Origin of the sequence: Fervidicoccus fontis Kam940 (assembly GCF_000258425.1) — an archaeon.
Classification (GTDB): domain Archaea; phylum Thermoproteota; class Thermoprotei_A; order Sulfolobales; family Fervidicoccaceae; genus Fervidicoccus; species Fervidicoccus fontis.
In genome coordinates, this window is sequence record NC_017461.1 from 375,289 (window position 1) to 390,596 (window position 15,308).

The window sequence follows — 15,308 nt, forward strand, 5'->3', positions numbered from 1 at the left end:
GTCTTGATAGGCAAAAGCATGCAACTTCCATTAGTTTCTGATCTGATGGAAGGGAATTTATCAGAAGGAATATATGTAATTGCAGGACCTCCAGGTATTGGAAAAAGTGTATTTGTAAAGAGGCTAATTGCCAATTCAATTGCCGATTCTTATATTCTCTATGTAAGTGTTGATTCAAGTATTAAGGACATGCTGGAGTTTTTAGAAAAAATGAACATTTCGAAATATAAAGACCATATTCAATTTCTTGACGCTTTTTCTACCACCTTCACTGGAATAAAACAAGATATACAGTATGAAAAAATTAACTTGGAAAGTGCAAGCGATTCTCTTTTTACAATTTATTCAAAGCTATCTCAAATGGATGGCAATAAAATTCTCGTTATCGATAGCATCACAGAAATGCTTATCGGAACTGACCCTGATACAAGTATATCGTTTATAAAAGGACTTAAACAAATTACTGAGTCAACGCATACGTTGGGGGTAATTACAATTCATACAGGTCCAGACAGTTTAAAGGATATACTATGGATATTGGAGTATCTTTCTGATGGGTATATTGAGCTAGCATTTGAACCTAACTTCGAAGCTGTAGGTATATTGCTTAGGAGAATAAGGATCAAAAAAATGAGAAACAAGTTTCATGATAGCAATTGGTATCCATACAAGATAGTGAAAGACTATGGCTTGCAGTTTATGAGCCCGCAGGAATTAAAAGCTATTGCAGACGTTGTTACAGGGAAGAAAAGTTCTCAGTAATTTTGGTGAAATTAGTTTGAAAATTTGGCTCGATGCACTGACTCCAAAACAGCTTTTACTCTTTTCCTACACTGCAAAAAAAGTAGAAGAAGAACTAAACGTGGAAATTCTTCTTACTTCTAGGAATACAGAAGAAATTGAAAGGCTTAATAGAATTATTCCATTCAGAGCAAAGCTCATAGGAAGCTATGGGAAAAACTTTGAAGAAAAGTTAATATTAGATTCAAAGAGAATAATTGACCTTTATGAAGTCGTTAGAAGGTTTGAGCCGGATATATTGGTAGCATATCCCAACCCAACGGCAAGCAGAGTTGCATTCGGTCTAAAGAAGAAAATATTAATATTCAGTGATACACCACACGCAGATCATGCCCATAGGCTCAGTGTTCCATTAGCGGATTGGTTGGTTTTTTCAAAGTTTCTAGATAAAAATCTTTTTTACAGATATATTTTGCCAAAGTTTACGAAAATCGTAACTTATAGAGGAGTAGAGGAGCTTGCTTGGACAAAAGATTATTTTCCAAACGATGAGCCTATTAAAAAAATAGGGCTAAATCCTTTTGAATATGTTGTTTTCAGACCACCAGAACGATATGCCTCGTACTATATATGGGATAGAAATAATTTAACCAAGAAAATTATTCAAGAAATTGCTGAACTTGATAAAAAAGTTGTACTTTTCCCAAGGTATGAAGAAGATTCGTTATTATTTAAAAGCGAAAATGTGATAATTATTGATGTGCCGGTTTTTGGGCTTGATTTAGAATATTTTAGTGCACTTACGATATCTGGAGGAGGGACGATGGCTAGGGAGGCATCCCTCTTGGGTGTGCCATCTTTCACGTTTTTTCCTGGAAAAATACACATAAATACAGCACTTGCAAAAGAAGGCTTCCCAATATATAGGTTCTTTGAATTGGAAGAAACACTTAAGTTTATTGAAATGATTTTAAAAGAGCCAGAAAAATATAGAGTTGATACTAAGAAATTAATTAAAGACATGGAAGATCCGTCGGTAGTTGTAAAAAAACTCTTTAAAAATAACATATAAGAAGAAAAGTGATGAGATTTGATTTTTTACGCGTTCCCAGTTTGGCACCAAAAGCCTTTAAGAAAAGAGGAATTTGAAGCTATTTATTCTAGCGGTTTTTCTTACGCTGAAATTAGTATTGAGTACCCGTGGCCTTTTTGGAAATCTGAAAGCTTTTATGAACAAATAGAATTTATAAAGAGTTCAGGATTGAAAATAGGTGTTCATTTGCCATGGAGAGATATACTTATTATCTCTCCCTATGACGAAATAAGAGAAGGAGCAGCGAATTATTTGAAGAAACTTGTTCAAACACTTGAAAAAATAAACGCGGAATACGCTGTAATGCACCTCACTACTAGAGAAGAAATCAACCTTAAAGACGAGACATATTTACAAAATATAGAGACTGTATTGAACCAGCTCATTTCTGAATATAAGATGCATGGCATAGAATTATTATTTGAGAACCCGCCTGCAGGTATTTTATCAAACAGATACAATTTCACTAGCTTAATAAACAGACTAAATGCAAGGATATGCTTTGATGCAGGTCATCTAATTTCAAGATTCTTAAAGGGAAATTCTTCCAACTTGCAAAATGTAATAAACTTTACTAATGATTGGCTCTTCAATCTTTTTGAATATATTAAAGTTGTTCACATTCATGGTGCTACAAAAGTGAATGGAGAAGTTATTGAGCATTACTTAATCGATGACTACGTTGACTTCTTTTACAATATACTAGAAAAGTTTAATCAGAATAAGAAAGATGTAATTGTGACATTAGAAATTTTTTATAAAAATCTTGAACGGAAAAACGCCGATTTAACTACTTTAACCAATTCTCTAAATTTACTAAAAAGAAAGTTTATTTTTTAAAATTTTTATAGTAGGTGAAATTTTTGCCAATTACATTGGGCATTGATGAAGCTGGAAGAGGATGCATGATAGGTTCCATGTTTGTGGCAGGTGTTGTAATAGACGATAGGGCAGAAAAGGTATTTAAAAAGTATGGAGTTAAAGATAGTAAAAAGCTTTCAAAAAATAAAAGAGAAAAACTTTACGATATCATAACTTCTAATGCATTATGGTTCGAAGTCGTTGAAGTAACACCATTAGAAATAGATAACCAAAACATAAACTATCTTACTATTAGAGCAATGAGAAAAATAGCAAATGACGCAACCAAAGAAATAAAATATTTGAATAGAATTATTGCTGATATAGTTGGTAAAGGAGATTTTAAACTAGTAGAAAGTGATAATATTGAACAACTGGTCTTAAAAAAAGCTGATGAGAATTTTATAGCTGTCGCTGCTGCAAGCATAGTAGCAAAAGTTCAAAGAGATAGGGCTCTAGAACAAATTAGAAACAACTTCGGCTTAATTGGTTCAGGATATCCAGGGGATAAAAAAAGCGTTGAATGGCTAAAACTTCATTATTCTAAAATTCCAAGAGAGTATATTAGAACTAAATGGAAAACTTTTAAAAAATAATGTCTTAACTTTACTTTCTAAAATCCTAATACAGTGAGAAAATGCCTACTAACCTGCCTCCTGAAGCAAGAGCTAAATGGATTAAGGTAATGGAAGCAAAGACTACTGAAGAAAAGATTAAGGCTCTAGAAGATTTTATTTCCTCTGTTCCAAAGCATAAAGGAACAGAAAATTTGTTATATTGGGCAACAAGGAGGCTAAGTCAACTTAAGGAAGATGCTGAACTAGCAAAAAAGAAGAAAACTGGAGGAGGTATTAAATTTTATATTGAAAAAGAAGGCGATGCGCAGATAGTAATGCTTGGACCTCCTCTCTCAGGAAAAACCTCTCTTCTATCTAAATTGACAAACGCAAAAGTCGAGATCCTTGGTTATCATTATTCCACAAAAATTCCCCAACCTGGAATGCTTAAATATATGGATGTTTACTTTCAGCTTATTGATACGCCAAGCATACCTTATAAGATGGATGAAAGTGTGCCATGGCTCAATAGAACAATTGGACTTGCTAGAAACGCAGATGCCATTATTCTAGTATTAGATGGCAGTAAAAACGTAAAAGAACAGATACTCGGTTATTTGGAATTGCTGGAAAAGGCGGGAATAATGACAAAAAAACCTAAAGGAAGTATAGAAATAAAAAAAGCAAGCAAAGGAGGATTAAATATTATACTTAATGGAAAAATAGTTGATGGTAGAGTCGAAGATATAAAGTCTATACTTAAAGACTATAAAATTATTCATGCTGTCGTAAAAATTAATGGAGAAATTAGTTTAGAAGATATAGAGACATCGATTATTGGCAGTAAGGTTTACAGACCTACCATTATCACAGTCAACAAGAGTGACCTTATTGATAACATTGAAGAAGTTGAAAAGGAAATAAGCTATATTTCAAAAGAAGTTGAAGGCGTCATATTTACTTCAACAATTACTAACAAAAACTTAGAAAAAATTGGAGAACTTATATTTAAAAGTTTGAGATTAATTCGAATTTATACCAAACAACCAAATGGCGATGTTGCAAAAAAGCCGCTAGTTCTTAAAAATGGGGCAACAGTTAGAGATGTCGCGTCTAGCATTCATTCTTCACTAGAAGAGTTTTTTAAATATGCAAAAATATGGGGAAAAAGTGCTAAGTATCCAGGCGAAAGAGTAGGTTTGGATCACGAACTTCAAGATGGAGACATAGTCGAAATATATTCTAAGGTATAGTACTGTCTATTCATCTTCACCTAGGTTATACGGCATACCTTTTTTCCATATTTTTTCCGGCAGTTTATCTTTATATTTCTTGAGAAATTCTATATCTTTGTTTTTTTCTTCTTTCCTTATGTAGTCAGGAAGCATGTGAGGTATCCCATTAATTATAGGATACCATCTTCCGCATCCAGGACAGTATAATACTCCAGTCTCAATTTCCCTTTTAAAGCATTCTTCACAAGGAGGCGGAGTTGTTAAATTCTTTATGAAATCTCCTCTATATGCGCAGTATAATTCGCATAATGGAGCTTTCTGAGATAATTTTCTTTCTTTTTCAACACTTTCAATTACTATTAATTCTAAAGGAAATTTTTTACATATAGGACATGCTAGTATATCCATCAATCTATATTTCATACTTCTTCAACCGAGGATAATTTTTTCAAGTTCTTTTAAAATAAGCTTTTCCTTGTTTTGTATTTTAGACTCAACCATTACTCTTAATACGGGTTCCGTACCACTAGGTCTTACGAGAAACCACGAATCTTCCTGTAAAACTTTTACACCATCAATATCAATCATTGGATAACTTCTATAACAATTTTTTATTTTTTCTATAATTTCCTTAGCTTTACTTATATCAATACTGTATTTTGTTTTTATTGTATAAGTCTTTGGATAGATAGAATATAATTCTGATATTTTTTTTCTTTCTGCTGACATAACTTCAAGCATTAGAGCTAATGCCATACCTGCATCTCTTACATACTGATGTTTTGGATACATAATTCCGCCATTCTCCTCGAATCCCAAAAGCCCACCCTCTTTTTTTAGTTTCCTAGCGATATCGACGCTACCAACCTTCATCCAAATGACGTCTATTCCGCGCTTTTTAAGCAACTCCTCAATAAAATAGCTACTGCTGATTCCTGTATATACTTTCTTTGGAAGCTCCGGGTTTTTTTCCGAGAGATATATTGACAGAATGACTGCTGTTTTATCTCCCCACAGAACGTTTCCAAATTCATCAAGAAAAATCGATCTATCTGCATCTCCGTCAACAGCTATTCCTAAATCTGCATTCACTGCTTTTACAACATTGGAAGTATCAAAAAGAGTTTCGGGAGTTGGCTCAGGGAGTCTGCCTGAAAAATCCGGATCGAGGTGAGAATTTAAACTTATGGGCTTTCCTCCAAGGAGCTTTACAAGCTTTGGAATAACTAAAGAACCAACGCTATTTGCTCCATCTACAACAACTTTAAAATTTCTTCTTTTTATAATCTCATCGTCAACATTATCTAATATCCCTTCCAAGTACTTATCAAGCGGATCTGGGTACTTCGGAATAAAGAACTTTTCTTCTGAAGATATCTTTCCGGAAATTCTGTTTTCTAAATATATTTTTTCTATTTCATTTTCTTTCTCTCTCGGTATTTCAATTCCATCGCTATCAATAACCTTTATACCATTATATTCGGGTGGATTGTGACTTGCAGTAATCATCACACCTCCGTCAAAAAAACCTTCATTTTTTATAACATACTGTAAAGCTGGTGTGGTGATTAATCCTGCGTCGTAAACCCTACACCCTGAAGTTAAAAATCCAGAGATTATTGCATGTCTTATCAGTTCTCCGCCATACCTAACGTCTCTCCCTAGCAAGAACACAGATCTTTCTCCAAATTCTTCACATATAGCTTGCGATATTTTCACCAAAAATTCAGCTTGAAGTTCATTTTTAACTTTTAATCTTATACCATCGGTTCCAAAAATCTTTCCCATGATGAAACACCTATGATGTGAAAATATTAAAAATGTTTATTTATGAGCTTCCTATAAGTGTATATTGATTTTAATTATTGAAGTTGATATGATTTCATTTATTTAATTTTAAATGGCTTTTTAAAAATTTATTTAAATGTTTTTTCCTATTAATATCTCATTTAAGTTTATTTGATTTCAAAAAATAGAGTGGTGCAAAAATTTGAAATTTAATACCTTAAAAGAACCGCCTTACTTACAAGTTGCAATAGATGTTACAGATCTAAAAAAAGCACTTTTCATTGTCAGACAAGTAATAGATTTAAGTGATAAAATAATAATCGAGGTTGGAACCCCACTGATAAAGAGCTATGGCATGTTACCTGTAGAAATTATTTCTTATCTTTACCCTGAAAAAATCATTTTAGCAGACATGAAAACAATGGATGTAGGGTATTTAGAAGCAAATTTGGCTTTTAAATCCGGCGCTACAATTTCCACTGTTTTAGGTGCAGCCGATAATGAGACCATCCAAGGCGCTCTAAAAGCTTCGCTTGAATATAACAAATTCATTCAGGTTGATTTAATTAACGTAAAAGACCTCGCAAGCAGGGCAAGAGAAGTTGCTGAATTAGGCGTACATATAGTTGGTTTGCATGCTGGTATAGATCAGCAGACAAATAAAAAGCTTAGAGCTATAGATATGATAGAATTGTTAAAAGAAATAAAAAATGCAGTTGAAAAAACATCGTTGGTTTCTATCGCTGGGGGCATAAAGCAGGGAGAGTTAAAAAGATTTGCTGAAAATGGAGCAGACATAATAGTTGTAGGTGGAGCTATAACATCCAGTGAAGACCCAAGAGAAGTTGCTAAAAATATGTTAAAAGAAATACTTTAAATTTTTAATGCAACATCAACTGTTCATATTTAGTTATATAGTCGATGCTACTCTTGAGATCTATGAACTTTGCGGATGCCTCGATTACCTCTTCCTTTGTGACTTTCTGTTTGTTTTTTCTAATAGCTAATACTTTTGCAGGTACCATAAGCTGTATAGCGTACCTAAGGCTTCTATTAACACCTATGTTGGTCAGTTCTTCTATTGCATCATCAGAGAGTGGTATATCTTCTTCTTCTGACCTTATCAAGATTATTTGCTTAATTTCATCTCTATTATACGGCCTTGTAGTAATAATCAAAAGTCTATCAAGTAAATCTAATGGCATTCCGTGAGGGGATTCTATATCTGTTCCCCTTATTTTTGTGATCCCTCTATTTGTTGCTAATATTATTATCGGTGCAAGCTCGCTTTCCATCGCCCTAGTCAAAAAGCTAAATGCTTCTAAATCAAGCATATGTGCATCATCTATAAATAGTACTCCAGGTATTATCTCTCCCATACCATCATTTATCCATTTTTTTACCTGTTCATCAACTTCTTTTCTAACATCCTGACCTATTTCCTTTAATGGTGAGAAACCGAAAAGGATTTCTAGACCTGCTTTTCTCGTTGCAAAATATATATCAAGATCATGCAATGTTATAGTGTGAACAATTTCTTTATCTTTCTTTATCGGACCTTGAGGCATTTCCATTATTCTTTCGCTTGAAATATAAGGAGATTTTTCTTCTGCTTCTTCCTTTAACCTACCTTCTTTGAATATTCTTCCAGTTTGAGAATCTATCCAAATAACATCTCCTTTTTTAATTCCTAATTCTAAAAGTTGTTGTGTTATTTCTTCACTAACTGTTAAGGTTATGTTTTCATCTTTAGTTTCTAAAGTAATTTTTGCCTCTCTTGGAATCATCATGTATGGATTATATGGATTTCTCAGCCTCCTTATTTTTAGCTCTTTAACTGCCCCTTCATATACAGTTCTTTTCTCCTTGATTCTAACACCTATGCTTTTTCTTAAAGTTTGCATTAACATCTCTGTCTTTTTCATTTCAGTAGAATATATTTCGGAACCAGTAAATTCTACAAATGGAGTATCTTCGCCAAGCTCTCTTGCTATTGCTACTGCAAGCGCAGTCTTTCCCGTACCTGTTGGACCTACAAATAGAATCCCTCTTCCAGCCATTTTGCCTTCTTTTATCATTTGAACAACGATGCCTGCGGCTTCTCTAGCCTCTATTTGACCGACAAGTCCATCCGCTATTTGCTTAGCTTTACCATTTTCATCAAGACCTAATCCTTTGATATGACTATGAAATCCGATTCTCTTAAATTCCTTGACTTTCGGTAATTCTTCAATTATCGACATAGTGCTGTTCACCTTTGAATCTTATATTTTTATATTAGAAATTGCATAATATATTTGATAATAAAATTTAGGTAAAAAATTTTTTAACAATATTTAAGCTTAAGCTATCGTACTAGCCTATCTATTGTTAATTTTGGTGATAAAAAATGGACATGAACCTTAGAAATAAAAAAATCATCATATTGGCTGGTTCCACAGGTATGGGATTTGAAATAACAAAAAACCTTGTTAATGAAGGTGCAAAAGTAGTGTTTTGCAGTAGCAATGAAAATAATTTAAAAAGGGCTATTAGCTTATTAGGCAACCCCATTAATTTAAAAGGAGAACTTTGTGACCTTTCCTCAACGAATAGTATTAAGAATTTTTTTGAGAAAGCGAAGGAATATTTAGAAAACTTTGACGGTATGGTTTACAATACTGGAGGTCCTAAAACAGGTAACATTAATAGTTTAAGCGAAGAAGATTACTATTACGCTTATAAGCTATTATCAGAAAGTGCATTTGTTTCTACAAAAGAGTTCTTGAAGTATGCTAATAAAGGTGCATCTGTAGTATACATGACAAGCACTGCGGTGAAAGAACCAATTTATAATCTTCTGCTTAGCAATACAATGAGACTAACAGTAATAGGACTCGCGAAATCTCTTTCTAGAGAATATAGCGATTTTGCCAGATTTAATGTTGTTATGCCAGGTTATATTTTGACAGAAAAGTTGAAGCAGTTATTAGAAGAAGAAGCTAAAGAAAAAGCAACGACATTCGATAGTATTGTAAGTCAATATATAAAGGAAATACCAATGAAAAGGCTTGGTGATCCAAAGGAAGTTGCAAATCTTGTTTTGTTTTTACTAAGCGACTTATCTTCATATATAAATGGCGTTGCAATTGCAGTAGATGGAGGAATGTTAAAAAGTATGTTATAGAAAGTAATGCTTCTGTTCTGATAAGCCGTCATTAGAAAATTATTTTTTTGAGCCCAAATGCTTTGATTGAAGCTCTACCTCAGCTTCAACCATAGCAATTTCTCCCCTTAACTCTTCAACAGCTTTCTTCAATTCATTCATTTCATTTTCGGGAATTCTTACTAAAGATAACGCTTCTTTTCCAATACTTGTAGTCTTGAGCTTTTTTGCTCTACCTGCGGTCTCAAGAAATTCAACATATAGAAGAGCTAGAATATCTTCTTTAAGGCTTTTGCTAACAATTGCATTTCCTACTTTAAAGAAAGTGTAATCAAACTGAATTCCTTTTTCTTTAAGCTTATAAATTAATGTATTTAATCCTTTTTCTGTTATTTCACCATAAATATCTATTAATTTTAAAAGCTTCATGAGCTTAGGATTTTGCATAACCTGATCTCTGGTAATAAGTTGTTTGGCTTCTAACTTAAGTTCTTTGCTCTTTTTTTCTTGACTTGGAGCAGACATTGTTTTAACACCTTATTTTTAACAAATTCTAAAAATTAATATGATTTAACGTTAATATTTTATTCGCGTTAAGCATCTATCCATTCTCTAAATGTGAGCTACTCTGCCCTAAAAGACGAAATTATTGCTAAAAATTTTATAATAACTTTTTTTAACCGTAGAAATAGCATAGGTTACAATTGAAGGCCCAACCATTTCTAACAGAGAAAGGAGAGCTAAAGCTCATAAAAATTCTCATCTATCTTCCAAAAAATTTTTTAAAAAAGTTTATTATTTGATGAACAAATAGCTTACGTCAGTATTTACAAAAACTCCAGCAGCAGTACTCCCTTTCGAAATCTCTGCAGAAATTGTTTTCCCTCTCGTACCCATAATGACCAAATCGTAGTTTTTGCTATTAATCTCTTTAATAAGTTCATTTGAAACACTACTTTCTTCTGGATTGAATTTAGTAACTTTACTAATTATTTCTACTCCCCTTTCTTTCGCTAAAATTTCTGCCTTCTTAATAATGTTTTCATTACAAGAATTATTACTACATGCATATATAACATGGACCTCGGATCCGAGCATTCTCGATAGCTCTAATGCAATTTTCAAACCTCTTTCACTGCTAGCTGATCCGTCAAAAGCCACTAGGATCCTTCTGAGCGCATAGCTTAAGCTAAATGCTCTATCAACGTAGCTACTCATCTTCTTCCCCTCATTATTCTAATTGTATTCCATCCAAATTAAATTTACTTGCTGAAAATGAAAGCGCTTCTATACCAGGAAGCATTTCTCCGCTCAAGTATAGTAACAATGCTCCACCACCACTACTATTATGAATTCTAGTTCTTAGGTTTTCAGGTATGAAATCGAGCACTGCGGTTAGATGCCCGCCTCCAAGTATAACTTTTGCATTTGTTGATGCAGCATTCTTTACAAGTTCAATGGATCCTTTCATATATTCTTTTTCTTCTATAACTCCTGCCGGCCCTCGCAATACAATTACCTTAGCTTCTCTCATTATGTTAGAGTATTCTTCAATGGTTTTCTCCCCTATATCTTTAATTAAGCCTTCTTTTTTCGGCAGTTCTTTTATATCAACAACGCCTCCACCTTCAATAACGAAATCTTCAGGCAAAAGGATTCTATCTTTGTAATTTAACAAAATTGATTTAGCATTAGATAATAGAGAAATTCCACCTAGTTTTTCAAGTTTCTCTTTATTACTCTTACCAATATCAATTCCTGATGCGAACAAGAACAGTTCTGATACAAGCCCAGTTAATAGGACTCTAGTAGACGAATTTGAATTTTTAAGAATATTATTTATTATTCTGATACTATCATTAATTTTTGTACCACCGAGCACAAAGATCTTTGGAGATATTTTAGGATCTCTGATTTCCTTTAAAGCAATAACCTCGCTTTCCATAACCCTTCCTGCAAGTGACGGCAATACGTAAGGAAAACCTACTATACTTGCATGCTTCCTATGTGCAGTGGCAAAAGCATCATTAATGAAGTAATTAAATAGAGGCGCTAGTTTTCTTACCATATATGATTTTGAATGAAAATCTCCTGAAGCTTCAATGTTTTCTTCTGATAGAAACCTTACGTTATCTAGCATTAAAACTTCTCCATCTTTTAGCATAAAAATGCTATTTCTCGCGTGAGGTCCTATTATATCATCGATGAAATTTACTTTGTAACCAAGCTCTTTTTCTAAAAGTAAGCTATGCTCGCTCAGATCACTAAAATCTTCCATTCCAGGCCTTCCTTGATGCGTTAATATTACAACAGATGCATTTTTATCTATCAATTCCCCTATAGTTTTAACATGTATTTTTATTCTGGAAAAATCTATTATTTTTTTGTTTTCATTAAGTGGGCTATTAAAATCTACTCTTAAAAGAACTTTTTTCCCATTTAGATCAACTGAATCCAGAGTTGCAACTTTAATGCTCATTTCAGTCAACTCTTTGAGAAATCAAAAATTTTTCCAGCATACAATATAAAAATTATCGCTAATAAAAATATTTAAAGAAAGAGATTAGAATTGATATAAATTCTTCATTATAAAAGACTAGAGAATTTTTCATTCCTATATTTTTATCAAAAATTTTTGCTAAAAAGATTTATTATTTGAAAAATTAAATAATAGAAGTTTAATGAAATATGGGATATGAATTTCATGAGCAAAAAAGACGACTTAAATGATAAAAATCTTCTTGAAAGGATCATTAACAGTTTCTTAAATATATTTTTCAACTATAATAACATAGAGGCTTATTCCATTGCGCAAAGTCTAACTGATATAGAAATTTTCGAAAAGATAGATGCCAATGAAGTAAAAATATACATTATGTTACCAGAAAGTTTATCAGAAGAGCAAGTGAAAGTTGTTCCTATTGATAAAAATCATATAAAAATATTCGTAGAAAAATATGAAGAAATATACAGAAAAATAAAATTACATTATAAAATTGATATTAAGTCTGTTCAAGCAGAAAGAAAGAAAAAAGACCTAATTGTTCTCACTGCAAAAAAGAAAAAATTTTTAAAAATTAGTTGGAATCAAAATCATTGATATCATTCTCAATTATATGTATCGAAGTAGCATCTACAATGTGGTTTGCTATATCAGTAACATTTCCGATAACTATTACAGGAGCATACTGTGTTAAGTTCCCTTTGATCTTGGTATTAGATAATATAATTACTGTCCATTCGGTGGGAATCATTTTGTTCCAGGCTCCCAAACCCTTCACTTCATTCGTCATAGGTTGAATAAGAGGAGTACCTCCCAAAACGGTCAAATTATTTTGATTTATACTTATAACGATTCCCTTAACTGTTATTAGCCCCGTATAGTTATAATACTGGCTCTCAAATAAAAGTATCAAACTTATAGAGTTGTCTAAGTTTTTAAGCGCATTTAAAATAAGAACTTTTACTGAATTTAATTGTTTGTCTACAGTTATGTTGGATAATTCGGATATCAATTGTTCCGTTTGATTGCTTATTTGCTGTAAAGAACTAAATGCGTTTTGAGCATTTGTTGCTGAAAGATCTAAGACAGCAGCATTTGCCGACATTACTAAATTTTCGGCACTATTAATATAGTTTGTAAGGATCTCTACTTGTGTCTGATTTACATTAGCTCCATTTCCATGACTAATTCCTTTTCCATATGAATAATTTTCCAATTGATTCTGAGCGACTCTTAGCAATACTTCTGATGATGTAAAAATATTAAAACCAAATTTCTTTGACAGTGGCTCGCCTTGCATGTATTGAATTATTGTTTTGTTAATTTCATCTTTACTTATTACTGAAGATAGGTTACTATTTTCTATTTGATTCTGTATCTGATTCATTATTTGCTGTATATTCTCTTCCATTTCTCTTTGCATAATTCCAAGCCCTCTAACTGCCATAGCCTTCTCTCTGATATTTTTCACATTCAGTATTTCTGTTGAATTTACTATACTTGTATTAAACATTGAGTTTATTTCGTTTATCCTTTTTATAGCTAAATCAGATAGCTCGGCCTGAATCTTCGCTTCCTTTATTGAATTCTCCATGTCATTAAGTTCTTTTACTACATTTTTTAATATAATTGAAGCCCCTGTATAGTTTCCTTGGTTAATCAAATTTAGAGCTTGATTTAACTGTTGCGTTAGATTAGCTTTTACCTGTGAATCTAAAAAGCTCATATTATTAATCCTGTAGATTAGTTGAGTAACTATATTATTTAGCTGAATCTGAGCTATTTCTTTTAATTCTGGAAGAGATAAATTCAGCTGTTGCAATCTCAATATATATATTTCTTTTACTATTTCTATATATATCTGGGTGGCTTTACCTTGCTCTTCGCTCTGAAGTGCTGAGATGAACTGCGTAAGAAGCAATTCTAGTTGTGAAGTATTTAATCCTTTTGATTTATAGTAATCAATTATATTATTAATACTGTTAACTATAACTTGTTCAGCTGTCTGATTAGTTACCTGTGATCCCTGTGCCGTAGTAGTCATTACGCTCGAGGTGTTCGTTGACTCTGCGGATGATATTGTAAACACGTTTCCAAAAGAGAAGGTCAGCAGAATAAATAGTAAACCAGAGACCGTTCCGGCGAATAATTTTTTTGATTTTTTTCTCATTTTTTCCATCAATTGCATCACCTTTTTCATCAAAAGAATTTAACGCTATATATGTAAATATGAACAACTCCTGTACACAAATTGAACAAAAATGGAACACAGTGATAGAGACATAGAAATGAAAAAATAAGTAGTTTTTATAAAGATGGACGCTCAGGAAACTTCACATTGTATCGAGAAAATGAGTGGGTAAAGGTTTTTGAGCGTTGAGACCTCTGAAACCCTAGATGAAGCTGAAGCCCCAACCCTTTAGAACAGTGTAGCTCACTGTCCTTCTTTTAGCTTGTAATAAACCTTTCCACCAACTTCGAATTGTTCTATGATTCCGTCTTTTTTTAGTCTATTTATTCGCCGATAAAATGCAGATCTCGGAATATTGAGTTGGTTCAGAAGATCGCCGGGAGTTATCGGTCCTTTCTCTCTAATGATTTCAACGATTTTTCTATCCCTATCATCTAAATACTTTATTTTTTCTTCTAAGCTTTTTCCTTTTTTTGGACCTCTAAAGTATAAATATCCGATAAGCAACCCTATGGCAATTAAAATAATCCCAATTATATATAAAGCATAATTGCTAATGCCTTGGTGTAATCCTGCAGTTGAAGGTGTTGTGCTCGTAAAGCCTGTTGTGTTTGTAATGTTAGCTGACTGCAGGTATGAATATGATAGTGTTATATTGCCAGGCATATATACAAAATATAATCTTCCATCCGAAGTGACATTAAAATCGATTGGTAAGGGATTCGTTGAGAGCAAAATTGCGCCATATGGGAGAACAACGGTAGTATTAATGTCACTACTAAAGCTCACATTCCAAATAGTTCCATTAGGATAAGCTAATTGTGAAATATATTCTAAAAGCACATTGCCAGTAAAATTATTCGGTACTAGAACTATTGTGTTATTCTCCAAGTAATAATCAACGTTTGATGTGTTAATGTTGAGGACATATAGGCAATTTCCAATGCAATTTACAACAGAAACGTCATTTACTGGTATTACTTGTTTAATAGATGCAATTCCATAGCTATCAATACTGATCACAGCATTTGTATAACTGGGTTCTTGTGCTATTGAAATAAAAGTAATTGAATAAATGAAAATTATAATAAACGCTAAGACAATTATTTTCTTTCTCATAATAACCACTTGTCTATGTCACTAAGTTGAAATTGGACACTTATTTACTATGAAAAATATTTATACTTATCTAAA

The 15,308-nt window shown here is 32.6% G+C and carries 16 protein-coding genes; 8 read left to right on the plus strand and 8 right to left on the minus strand.

The window, feature by feature from the left end; translation table 11 throughout:
* Positions 1–3: 3 nt before the first annotated feature.
* Genes FFONT_RS01935 through FFONT_RS01955 form a run of 5 tightly spaced genes read left to right on the plus strand, consistent with a single transcriptional unit; the run spans position 4 to position 4,505 of the window.
* The gene (locus FFONT_RS01935; RefSeq protein WP_014557535.1) at positions 4–762 is read left to right on the plus strand and encodes an RAD55 family ATPase; all 759 of its coding nucleotides are present in this window, start codon (positions 4–6) and stop codon (positions 760–762) included.
* Between the two features lie 16 nt (positions 763–778).
* Positions 779–1,813 (plus strand): DUF354 domain-containing protein, encoded by a 1,035-nt coding sequence (locus FFONT_RS01940; protein ID WP_014557536.1) that lies wholly within the window; start codon positions 779–781, stop codon positions 1,811–1,813.
* An 18-nt stretch (positions 1,814–1,831) separates the two neighbouring features.
* Positions 1,832–2,674 carry a TIM barrel protein gene (locus FFONT_RS01945; protein WP_014557537.1) on the plus strand — a complete coding sequence of 281 codons (843 nt, stop codon included), beginning with the start codon at positions 1,832–1,834 and terminating at the stop codon, positions 2,672–2,674.
* A 23-nt stretch (positions 2,675–2,697) separates the two neighbouring features.
* Positions 2,698–3,291 carry a ribonuclease HII gene (gene rnhB / locus FFONT_RS01950; protein ID WP_148683520.1) on the plus strand — a complete coding sequence of 198 codons (594 nt, stop codon included), beginning with the start codon at positions 2,698–2,700 and terminating at the stop codon, positions 3,289–3,291.
* 41 nt (positions 3,292–3,332) lie between these two features.
* On the plus strand, positions 3,333–4,505 hold the full coding sequence (locus FFONT_RS01955; RefSeq protein ID WP_014557539.1) for an OBG GTPase family GTP-binding protein: 1,173 nt from the start codon (positions 3,333–3,335) through the stop codon (positions 4,503–4,505).
* 6 nt (positions 4,506–4,511) lie between these two features.
* On the opposite strand, the gene FFONT_RS01960 is transcribed toward FFONT_RS01955, so the two are convergent.
* Positions 4,512–4,910, minus strand: coding sequence for a Trm112 family protein (locus FFONT_RS01960; RefSeq protein WP_148683521.1), 399 nt, complete (start codon positions 4,908–4,910; stop codon positions 4,512–4,514).
* 6 nt (positions 4,911–4,916) lie between these two features.
* The gene (gene glmM / locus FFONT_RS01965; protein WP_014557541.1) at positions 4,917–6,275 is read right to left on the minus strand and encodes a phosphoglucosamine mutase; all 1,359 of its coding nucleotides are present in this window, start codon (positions 6,273–6,275) and stop codon (positions 4,917–4,919) included.
* 202 nt (positions 6,276–6,477) lie between these two features.
* Here glmM and hxlA point away from each other — a divergent pair, with 202 nt between their 5' ends.
* Entirely contained in the window at positions 6,478–7,152 is a 675-nt protein-coding gene (gene hxlA, locus FFONT_RS01970) for a 3-hexulose-6-phosphate synthase (protein ID WP_014557542.1), read from the plus strand.
* Between the two features lie 4 nt (positions 7,153–7,156).
* On the opposite strand, the gene FFONT_RS01975 is transcribed toward hxlA, so the two are convergent.
* Complete coding sequence (locus FFONT_RS01975; protein WP_014557543.1) at positions 7,157–8,518, minus strand: RuvB-like helicase; 1,362 nt, start codon at positions 8,516–8,518, stop codon at positions 7,157–7,159.
* Positions 8,519–8,664: 146 nt separating this feature from the next.
* On the opposite strand from FFONT_RS01975, the gene FFONT_RS01980 reads away from it, so the two are divergent.
* Positions 8,665–9,441, plus strand: coding sequence for an SDR family oxidoreductase (locus FFONT_RS01980; protein ID WP_014557544.1), 777 nt, complete (start codon positions 8,665–8,667; stop codon positions 9,439–9,441).
* 39 nt (positions 9,442–9,480) lie between these two features.
* Here FFONT_RS01980 and FFONT_RS01985 read toward each other — a convergent pair whose 3' ends face one another.
* The 3 genes from FFONT_RS01985 to FFONT_RS01995 form a co-directional block, all read right to left on the minus strand.
* On the minus strand, positions 9,481–9,945 hold the full coding sequence (locus FFONT_RS01985; RefSeq protein WP_014557545.1) for a hypothetical protein: 465 nt from the start codon (positions 9,943–9,945) through the stop codon (positions 9,481–9,483).
* A gap of 270 nt (positions 9,946–10,215) precedes the next feature.
* Entirely contained in the window at positions 10,216–10,638 is a 423-nt protein-coding gene (locus tag FFONT_RS01990; protein WP_014557546.1) for a universal stress protein, read from the minus strand.
* A gap of 13 nt (positions 10,639–10,651) precedes the next feature.
* Positions 10,652–11,899 carry a phosphoglycerate kinase gene (locus FFONT_RS01995; protein WP_014557547.1) on the minus strand — a complete coding sequence of 416 codons (1,248 nt, stop codon included), beginning with the start codon at positions 11,897–11,899 and terminating at the stop codon, positions 10,652–10,654.
* Between the two features lie 225 nt (positions 11,900–12,124).
* Between FFONT_RS01995 and FFONT_RS02000 the strand changes: the two genes are divergently transcribed.
* Positions 12,125–12,520: a hypothetical protein gene (locus FFONT_RS02000; RefSeq protein ID WP_014557548.1), complete on the plus strand. Its 396-nt coding sequence runs from the start codon at positions 12,125–12,127 to the stop codon at positions 12,518–12,520.
* Here the strand turns inward: FFONT_RS02000 and FFONT_RS02005 are convergent.
* Positions 12,498–14,102, minus strand: a complete 1,605-nt coding sequence (locus FFONT_RS02005) for a hypothetical protein (RefSeq protein ID WP_148683523.1) — start codon at positions 14,100–14,102, stop codon at positions 12,498–12,500. The two genes, FFONT_RS02000 and FFONT_RS02005, sit on opposite strands and share 23 nt — an antisense overlap.
* Positions 14,103–14,357: 255 nt before the next feature.
* Complete coding sequence (locus FFONT_RS02010; protein WP_014557550.1) at positions 14,358–15,233, minus strand: winged helix-turn-helix domain-containing protein; 876 nt, start codon at positions 15,231–15,233, stop codon at positions 14,358–14,360.
* Positions 15,234–15,308 lie beyond the last annotated feature (75 nt).

Coding starts and splice junctions, on each gene's coding strand:
- FFONT_RS01955 (WP_014557539.1), top strand. CDS start 3,333: ATGCCTACTAACCTGCCTCCTGAAGCAAGAGCTAAATGGATTAAGGTA.
- FFONT_RS01960 (WP_148683521.1), bottom strand. CDS start 4,910: ATGAAATATAGATTGATGGATATACTAGCATGTCCTATATGTAAAAAA.
- glmM (WP_014557541.1), bottom strand. CDS start 6,275: ATGGGAAAGATTTTTGGAACCGATGGTATAAGATTAAAAGTTAAAAAT.
- FFONT_RS01975 (WP_014557543.1), bottom strand. CDS start 8,518: ATGTCGATAATTGAAGAATTACCGAAAGTCAAGGAATTTAAGAGAATC.
- FFONT_RS01980 (WP_014557544.1), top strand. CDS start 8,665: ATGGACATGAACCTTAGAAATAAAAAAATCATCATATTGGCTGGTTCC.
- FFONT_RS01985 (WP_014557545.1), bottom strand. CDS start 9,945: ATGTCTGCTCCAAGTCAAGAAAAAAAGAGCAAAGAACTTAAGTTAGAA.
- FFONT_RS01990 (WP_014557546.1), bottom strand. CDS start 10,638: ATGAGTAGCTACGTTGATAGAGCATTTAGCTTAAGCTATGCGCTCAGA.
- FFONT_RS01995 (WP_014557547.1), bottom strand. CDS start 11,899: ATGAGCATTAAAGTTGCAACTCTGGATTCAGTTGATCTAAATGGGAAA.
- FFONT_RS02000 (WP_014557548.1), top strand. CDS start 12,125: ATGAGCAAAAAAGACGACTTAAATGATAAAAATCTTCTTGAAAGGATC.
- FFONT_RS02005 (WP_148683523.1), bottom strand. CDS start 14,102: ATGGAAAAAATGAGAAAAAAATCAAAAAAATTATTCGCCGGAACGGTC.
- FFONT_RS02010 (WP_014557550.1), bottom strand. CDS start 15,233: ATGAGAAAGAAAATAATTGTCTTAGCGTTTATTATAATTTTCATTTAT.